Origin of the sequence: Stenotrophomonas daejeonensis (assembly GCF_001431505.1) — a bacterium.
Classification (GTDB): Bacteria; Pseudomonadota; Gammaproteobacteria; order Xanthomonadales; family Xanthomonadaceae; genus Stenotrophomonas; species Stenotrophomonas daejeonensis.
This window is the reverse complement of record NZ_LDJP01000033.1, coordinates 1-7579: the sequence shown is the minus strand read 5'-3', so window position 1 is coordinate 7579 and position 7579 is coordinate 1. Positions and strand designations below refer to the sequence as shown.

Here is a 7579-nt window from a genome sequence, read left to right as displayed (position 1 = left end):
GCGAACCGGTGGTTCGCAAGCAACACGCCTTCACCCCCCTACTCGCTACGCGAGCAAGGGAGAGGAGACAAGCTGAAAGTCAACGCTAATCAGATCGAGGCAAGGATGGGGCGGTGGTTCAGATGGTGCTGCACTGCCGCCAGCGCACCGGTTCGTCGGTGCCGGGGCGGGGATTGAGCTGGATGCGGGTGGTGCGCAGGGCCGGGTAGCGCTCGACTTCGCGGCAGATCAGCGGCCATACCGTGGCGTCGTCGGCGCTGCGTTCGATCGACAGGGTGCTGCGGGTCAGCCAGATGCCGCTGATGACGCCGGGGGTGCCGGCCAGCTTCTTGGAGACGGCCTGCTGGTAGCGCAGCAAGGTGGCTGCGTCGGGGTTCTGGACGAGGTCTTCGGCGGCCATCGCGGTGTCGTCGACGGCAGGGGCCGGCGTGGCCGCTTCGGTTCCGGCGGCGACGGGCGCGGCCGCAGCCGGAGGCTTGTCGGGGGCGATGGCCGCAGCGCCGGCGGCACGGGCCGGCGGCGCGTCGTCCCCGTGCAGCGTCGTCTGGTAGCCCAGCCCGGCCAGCAGGCCCACGGTGAGCGCGCCCAATGCGGCGATGCCGGTCTGGCGCATGGCTTCGCGGCGGGCGACGCCGACGACGGCCTGGCGGGTGTCATCGGGCACGAAGGGTGCAAGCGCCCGCCACAGGTTGCGCTCGTCGAGTACCTCGATGCCATGCTTCTGCGCCGCGGCCAGGCCATCGCGCTCGACCCGGCCCTCGGTGATCAGCACGCCCCGGCCGGCGCCGGTCAGCTGCTGGGCGGTGGCCATTTCGGTGATGGAGGCCGCGCCCAGCCGGTAGGCACGGCCGTGCTTGCAGCTGATCAGCCAGCGCTCCTTGCCTTCCATCAGGAAGTCGCTGCTGGTGCGGCGGTCCGCGCTTTCCTCGTCGTTGACCAGTTCGTGCAGGTTGCGCTGCTCGCTCATGGCGCGGTGCACGATCTGCGAGAACTCGCGCCAGCGCATGCCGGCCAGCGCGGCCAGGCCGTGCTGGTTCTCGGTGTTGCGGCGCTTGACCAGCCACAGCCAGGCGGAGGTCAGGCCCCAGAGGGTCAGGGCGAGCAGCAGGGCCAGGAGCCAGGAGAACATCGGTCGTTCCGGATGAGGATGCGGCGGGGAAGTTTAGTGACTTTGGGTGAGCGCAGGGCGTGAAACCGACGCTGCATTCAGCTGCCGCTGGCAGGCCAGTAATGGCTGTCGGGCACCGCGCGCGCGCCGAAGATGGCCTGGCCGACGCGCACCACGGTGGCGCCTTCCTCGATGGCGATCTCGAAGTCGCCGGACATGCCCATCGACAGCTCGTCCAGGCCGATGCCGTCCGGCGCGTCCTGGCGCACGCGCTCGCGCAGCTCGCGCAGGCGCACGAAGCAGGCGCGCACGCGCGCGGTGTCCTCGGAGAACAGCGCCAGCGTCATCAGCCCGCGCACGCGCAGCGCGGAGAACTGCGGCAGCTCGCGGACGAAGGCCGGCACCTCGGCCGGGGCCAGCCCGTACTTGCTGTCCTCCTGCGAGGTGTTGACCTGCACGAACACGTCCAGCTGGCGGCCTTCCAGTTGCAGGCGGCGGTCCAGCGTCTCGGCCAGGCGCAGGCTGTCCAGCGCCTGGAACTCGCTGGCGAAGCGCGCCACCAGCTTGGCCTTGTTGGTCTGCAGGTGGCCGATCACCGACCAGTGCAGGTCGTGCAGGTCCTGCATCGCCTCCCACTTGTGGTGGGCTTCCTGCACCTTGTTCTCGCCGAGGAAGCGGCAGCCGGCGGCGTAGGCCTGGCGGATGCGCGCCTCGTCGATGGTCTTGCTGACCGGCAGCAGGCGCACGCCGGCCGCATCGCGCCCGGTGCGGCGGCAGGCGGCGTCGATGCGGGCGCGGACCGCGGCCAGGTTGTGGCGGAAGTCGTCGGCGGTTTCCGCGCGCGGGTAACGCCCGTGCTGGTCGTGGCGGGTGGGGGTGTCCGTGCCGGTGGCAGTCATGGGGGCGCTCCTTGGGCGGCTTTGGTGCTGCCGCGCATTATCCCGCCTGCGCGCGCTCAGGTGGATGCGCGCTCGTGCAGCCAGCGCTCGAACGCATCGGCCGGCAAGGCCGGGGCGTACAGGTAGCCCTGCAGTACCGGCGAGCCGTTGTCGATCAGGAAGCGGCGCTGCTGCTCGGTTTCCACGCCTTCGGCGACCACGTGCTTGCCCAGGCTCTCGCCGATGCGCAGCACCGACAGGATCAGCGCGGCGGCGGCCGGGTCGTGGCCGATCTCGCCGATGAAGCTGCGGTCCAGCTTCATCTCGCTGATCGGCAGGCGGTGCAGGTGGCTGAGGCTGGAATAGCCGGTGCCGAAGTCGTCCAGCGACAGCTGCACGCCCAGCGCATGCAGCGCGTGCAGGTTGGCCGGCACCTGCGGCTGCTCGGAGAGCATCACGCCCTCGGTGATTTCCAGCACCAGCGCGGCGGCGGGCAGGTGGTGGCGCTGCAGCAGGCCGCGCACCTGCTCGACCAGCCTGGGTTGCTCGAAGGTGCTGGCCGACAGGTTCAACGCCACGCGCGGCACCGCGATGCCGCGCGCGTGCCAGTCGGCCAGCTGGCGGCAGGCTTCCTCCAGCACCCAGTAGCTCAACGGCGTCATCAGCCCGCATTCCTCGGCCAGCGGCACGAAGCGGGCCGGCGGGATGTCGCCCAGGTGCGGGTGCTTCCAGCGCAGCAGCGCCTCTGCGCCGTACAGGCCGCCGTCGCCGTGCAGCTGTGGCTGGTAATGCAGGCGCAGTCCGCCGTGTCGCAGCGAGTCGCGCAGCGTGGCTTCCAGCAGCAGGCGTTCCTGCGCCAGCCGGTTCATGTCGGCGCTGAAGAAGCGGAAGCGGGCGCCGCCCTCGTCCTTGGCCCGGCGCATCGCCAGGTCGGCATGCTGCAGCAGGGTGTCGATGCCGCGGCCGTCCTCCGGGTACATCGCCACGCCGATGCTGGCGCTGGCATGGACGGTGATGCTGCCGACCACGCGCGGGGCGGCGATCATCGCCAGCAGCTGTTCGCACAACAGCGCGGCGCGGTGCTGCGGGCACTGCGGCACCAGCAGCACGAACTCGTCGCCGACCTGGCGGCCGACCACGGCCTCGGCGCCGGCCAGTTCCTGCAGGTGGTGGGCGAGGTCGCGCAGCAGGCCGTCGGCGGCGGCGTGGCCCTGGCTTTCGTTCAGGCGCTTGAAACGGTCCAGGTCGACGAACAGCAGCGCCATCGGCATGGGCTGCTGCTCGGCCAGTTGCAGCGGCTGTTCGCACAGGGCGCTGAACATCACCCGGTTGGGCAGGCCGGTGAGCACGTCGTAGAACGCCAGCCGGTGCATGCGCGAGCGCGCCTGCTCGCGTTCCAGCGCCAGTGCGCACAGGTACTGGCCGAGTTCGGCCAGCTTGCGGTGCCACGGCGAGGGCTGGCCGGGGTGGCGGCTGTGGAAGGAGAGCACGCCCAGCACCTGCCCGGAGGTCGAGCGGATCGGGTACGACCAGCACGCGCGCAGGCCCAGCGCGGACGCCTGCGCATGGCAGTTGCCGCAGGCCGGGTCGGCGCCCAGATCAGGCACTTCCACCGGCCGCCCGCGCTGGGCGACCAGCGGGCAGGTGGCGGAAATGCCGAACGCGGGCGGCAGCCCCGGCGCGGCGAGCAGTTGCAGCTCGCCGTTGGCCTCGTGGCGGGCGACGGAAACCAGCAGGTCGGGGGCGACGCGCTCGATCTCGCGGCACACCAGCGCGGCGGTCGCCGCCAGCGGTTCCTCGTGCACCAGCGCGTACAGCACCTTGCCGCTGAGCACTTCGTGGATCTTGGCGGCGGTGATGTCGGTGAAGACGTTGACCAGCAGGCCGTCGTCGCCGCCCAGCGGCGTGGCCACCACCGACAGCCACAGCGGGCTGCCGTCCTTGCGGTAGCCGAGCAGGTCCTCGCGGTGGGCGTGGCCGGCGCGGTGGCGGGCGCCGAGCTGCTCCAGCGTCGCCGGTTCGGTGTGCGGGCCGCGGATCAGGTCGCGCGGGCGCTTGCCGATCGCCTCGTCCGGGCGATGGCCGAACATGCGGGTGAAGCCTTCGTTGATGTAGTGGATGCGGGCGTTGCGGTCGCACAGGACGACGCCGTTGTCGCTGCAGTCCAGCGCCTGCGACAACTGCCGCATCCGCTGTTGCTGCCCGGCGTCGGGGGCAGGGGCCGGCGTGCCGGCGTCGGGCGCATGGGGTGTCGCGGCGGGTGGATCGGTTGCCGTCATGCCTGTTCCCGGGCGGGTGGGTCAGCCCTGTTGCGACCAGGCCAGCAGGCGTGCGGCGACCTGCTCCAGCGGCACCACTTCGTCGGCGGCGCCGAGCTTGAACGCGGCGCCGGGCATGCCCCAGACCACGCTGGTGGCCTCGTCCTGCACCAGCGTGCGGGCGCCGGCCTGCTTCATTTCCAGCAGGCCGCGGGCGCCGTCGTCGCCCATGCCGGTGAGGATGGCGCCGACCGCGTTGGCGCCGGCGTTCTGCGCGACCGAGCGGAACAGCACGTCCACCGCCGGCTTGTGCAGGTTCACCGGCGCGCTGTCGTCGATGCGGCAGCGCCAGCGGGCGCCGTCGCGGATGATGCGCAGGTGGCGGCCGCCGACCGGCAGGTAGGCGTGGCCGGGCAGGATCGCTTCGCCGTCGCTGGCCTCGCGCACGGACATGGCCGAGTGGCGGTCCAGGCGTTCGGCGAAGGCGCTGCTGAAGCTGGCCGGCAGGTGCTGGGTGAGGACGATGGCCGGGGCGTCGGCCGGCATCATCTCCAGCACCACGCGCAGCGCCTCGGTGCCGCCGGCGGAGGAGCCGATGGCGATCAGGCGGTCGGTGGTGCGGAACTTGAGCGACGGGGAACTGCCGGCCGGCAGCGCGTCCAGGGTGCGCTTGGGCTGCGACGGCGCGGCCAGCGCCCGCACCCGCGAGCGCGCGGCGGCCTTGACCTTGGCGCAGATTTCCTCGGCGTAACCCTCCAGCCCGCGGGCGACGTCGAGCTTGGGCTTGGCGACGAAATCCACCGCGCCCAGCGCCAGCGCCTGCAGGGTGGTGTCGGCGCCGCGCTCGGTCAGCGAGGACACCATCACCACCGGCAGCGGGTGCAGGCGCATCAGGCTTTCCAGGAAGGCCAGCCCGTCCATGCGCGGCATTTCCACGTCCAGGGTCAGCACGTCCGGGTTCAGCCGCTTGATCTTGTCGCGGGCGATCAACGGGTCCGAGGCGGTGCCGACCACCTCGATGCCGGGGTCGCGGGCCAGCAGGTCGCTCAGGATCTGCCGGACCAGCGCCGAGTCGTCCACGATCAGTACACGGCAGGGCTGTTGCGGGCTCATTCGAACAACTCCACGCCACCGGTGACCGGGGCTTTGGACAGGCGGGCGCGCACGGCCGATTCGGCGGCGGCCACTTCGGCCTCATGCGCGTGCGGCAGGCGCTGCACCATCACCTTGCCGGTCTGCGGGAAGAACCAGACCTTGCGCGGGTGGATGCCGAGCAGGTCCTCGGCGACGATGGGGATGTGCTCGGCATGCAGGTACTCGCGCACGAACTCGGCGTTGCGGGTGCCCACCGGGTTGCTGGTGAAGCCCTTGAGCACGTTGCCGCCGCCGAACACCTTGGCCTCCAGCCGCTTGCGATGGGCGCCGCGCTTGAGCAGGTCGTTGATCAGCAATTCCATCGCATAGCTGCCGTAGCGTGCGGGCGCGCCGTCGCCGACGTTGCCGTCGGGCAGCATGAAGTGGTTCATGCCGCCGATCTTCAGCACCGGGTCGCGGATGCAGGCGGCCACGCAGGAGCCGAGGGTGGTGGTCAGCGCGGTGTCGTCGTCGACCACCAGGTACTGGGTGGGCAGCAGCTTGGCGGTGATGGTGTTGAAGCGCGCGTCGCGGTAGCGCATCACCTGGTCGGGGGCGGCGGGCATGTTCATGCGCCGGCCCCCTTGGCGCGGCGGTACAGGGTGCGCCCGCAGGGCTGGATCAGGTCGGCCGCGTGCAGGTAGTTTTCCGAATGGCCGGTGTAGAGCAGGCCGTCGTCGCCCATGTGCTGCACCAGCCGCGACAGGATCGCGCGTTGGGTGGGCTTGTCGAAATAGATCATCACGTTGCGGCAGAACAGCGCATCGTAGGGGCCGCCGACATCGTAGCGCGGCGCCAGCAGGTTGAGCTGGCGGAACTCGATGAGCCGGCGCAATGCCGGCACCACCCGGCACTTGCCGGCGTTGGGGCCGGTGCCGCGCTGGAAGTAGCGGCGCTTGATCGCCGGGTCGAGGCCGGAGATGCGGTCCAGCGCATACACGCCCTGCGCGCCGGTGGCCAGCACCTGGGTGTCCACGTCGGTGGCCATGATGCGCACCGGCGGGGCCAGGGTGCCGAAGGTCTCGCAGGCGGTGATCGCCAGCGAGTACGGCTCCTCGCCGGTGGAGGCCGCGCACGACCATATCTGCAGCGGCGCGCGGTTGGCGCGCGCCTGCAGTTCCTCGCGCAGCTTCTCGAAGTGGTGCGGCTCGCGGAAGAACGAGGTCAGGTTGGTGGTCAGCGCGTTGGTGAACGCCTCCCACTCGCCGCCGCCGTCGCGCTCCAGCTTGTCCAGGTATTGCTGGAAGGTGTGCATGCCCAGTGCCCGCAACCGCCGCGACAGCCGGCCGTAGACCATGTCGCGCTTGGCCGGCGCCAGGGCGATGCCGGCACGCTGGTGGATCAGCTCACAGACGCGGCGGAAGTCACGGTCGTTGAACTCGAAGTCGCGGGAGACGGGGGCGGGCAGGGACATGATGGTGGTGGCCTCAACGTGCCGTCGGCAGGCTGCGTGCCGGAGGGCGGGTGGCTTCCAGCTTGAACACGGCCACGGCCTCGGCCAGGGCGACGGCCTGTTCCTCCATCGCGCGCGCGGCGGCGGTGGCTTCCTCCACCAGCGCGGCGTTCTGCTGGGTGGTCTCGTCCATCTGGGTGACGGTCTGGTTGACCTGCTCGATGCCGGCGCTCTGCTCCTGCGAGGCGGCGGAGATCTCGGCCATGATGTCGGTCACCCGCTGCACCGAGCTGACGATTTCGCCCATCGTGCTGCCGGCCTGGTGCACCAGCTGCGAACCATCGGCGACCTTGCCGACCGAATCCTCGATCAGGCCCTTGATCTCCTTGGCGGCGCCGGCCGAACGCTGCGCCAGCGTGCGTACCTCGCTGGCGACCACGGCGAAGCCGCGGCCCTGCTCGCCGGCGCGCGCGGCTTCCACCGCGGCGTTGAGCGCGAGGATGTTGGTCTGGAAGGCGATGCCGTCGATGACGCTGATGATGTCGGCGATCTTCTTCGACGAGGCCTCGATCAAGGAACAGACCACCTCGGTGCGACAGAACGCCGAGCATCCCCCCCCGGCCAACCCACTCGCGCAGGGCGCGCACGTCGTGGCTTCCCAAGGTGGCGACATCATCGGCCACGTCGTCACCACCATGTCGGCCATCGAGGCCTCGTCGACGACGATCGCCGTCATCATCAGCGTCATCGAAGGCATCGCCTCCAAGACCAACCGCCCCGCGCTCCACCCCGCGGCCGAACCCGCAGC

7 protein-coding genes and 1 pseudogene are annotated in these 7579 nt (G+C 71.0%); 1 reads left to right on the top strand and 7 read right to left on the bottom strand.

What is annotated here, in order from left to right; all coding sequences use genetic code 11:
• Nucleotides 1-118: 118 nt before the first annotated feature.
• The 7 genes and pseudogenes from ABB34_RS06365 to ABB34_RS06335 all read right to left on the bottom strand — a co-directional run.
• Nucleotides 119-1129 (bottom strand): restriction endonuclease, encoded by a 1011-nt coding sequence (locus ABB34_RS06365; RefSeq protein ID WP_057640414.1) that lies wholly within the window; start codon nucleotides 1127-1129, stop codon nucleotides 119-121.
• Nucleotides 1130-1206: 77 nt separating this feature from the next.
• Nucleotides 1207-2007: a YggS family pyridoxal phosphate-dependent enzyme gene (locus ABB34_RS06360; protein ID WP_057640413.1), complete on the bottom strand. Its 801-nt coding sequence runs from the start codon at nucleotides 2005-2007 to the stop codon at nucleotides 1207-1209.
• Nucleotides 2008-2063: 56 nt separating this feature from the next.
• Nucleotides 2064-4265, bottom strand: coding sequence for a sensor domain-containing protein (locus tag ABB34_RS06355; RefSeq protein ID WP_057640412.1), 2202 nt, complete (start codon nucleotides 4263-4265; stop codon nucleotides 2064-2066).
• A gap of 21 nt (nucleotides 4266-4286) precedes the next feature.
• Entirely contained in the window at nucleotides 4287-5357 is a 1071-nt protein-coding gene (locus tag ABB34_RS06350; RefSeq protein ID WP_057640411.1) for a protein-glutamate methylesterase/protein-glutamine glutaminase, read from the bottom strand.
• Nucleotides 5354-5944, bottom strand: coding sequence for a chemoreceptor glutamine deamidase CheD (gene cheD, locus ABB34_RS06345; protein ID WP_425478968.1), 591 nt, complete (start codon nucleotides 5942-5944; stop codon nucleotides 5354-5356). Before cheD ends, ABB34_RS06350 begins: the two co-directional genes overlap by 4 nt.
• A gap of 2 nt (nucleotides 5945-5946) precedes the next feature.
• Entirely contained in the window at nucleotides 5947-6792 is an 846-nt protein-coding gene (locus ABB34_RS06340; RefSeq protein WP_057640409.1) for a CheR family methyltransferase, read from the bottom strand.
• A pseudogene (locus ABB34_RS06335) lies at nucleotides 6720-7408 on the bottom strand (methyl-accepting chemotaxis protein); the annotation flags it as partial. The pseudogene ABB34_RS06335 and the gene ABB34_RS06340, both read right to left, overlap by 73 nt.
• On the opposite strand from ABB34_RS06335, the gene ABB34_RS06330 reads away from it, so the two are divergent.
• Nucleotides 7290-7579 (top strand): methyl-accepting chemotaxis protein (locus ABB34_RS06330; protein WP_425478967.1); only part of this gene is annotated, 290 nt, incomplete at its 3' end. The pseudogene ABB34_RS06335 and the gene ABB34_RS06330 sit on opposite strands and share 119 nt — an antisense overlap.

Coding starts and splice junctions, on each gene's coding strand:
- ABB34_RS06365 (WP_057640414.1), bottom strand. CDS start 1,129: ATGTTCTCCTGGCTCCTGGCCCTGCTGCTCGCCCTGACCCTCTGGGGC.
- ABB34_RS06360 (WP_057640413.1), bottom strand. CDS start 2,007: ATGACTGCCACCGGCACGGACACCCCCACCCGCCACGACCAGCACGGG.
- ABB34_RS06355 (WP_057640412.1), bottom strand. CDS start 4,265: ATGACGGCAACCGATCCACCCGCCGCGACACCCCATGCGCCCGACGCC.
- ABB34_RS06350 (WP_057640411.1), bottom strand. CDS start 5,357: ATGAGCCCGCAACAGCCCTGCCGTGTACTGATCGTGGACGACTCGGCG.
- cheD (WP_425478968.1), bottom strand. CDS start 5,944: ATGCCCGCCGCCCCCGACCAGGTGATGCGCTACCGCGACGCGCGCTTC.
- ABB34_RS06340 (WP_057640409.1), bottom strand. CDS start 6,792: ATGTCCCTGCCCGCCCCCGTCTCCCGCGACTTCGAGTTCAACGACCGT.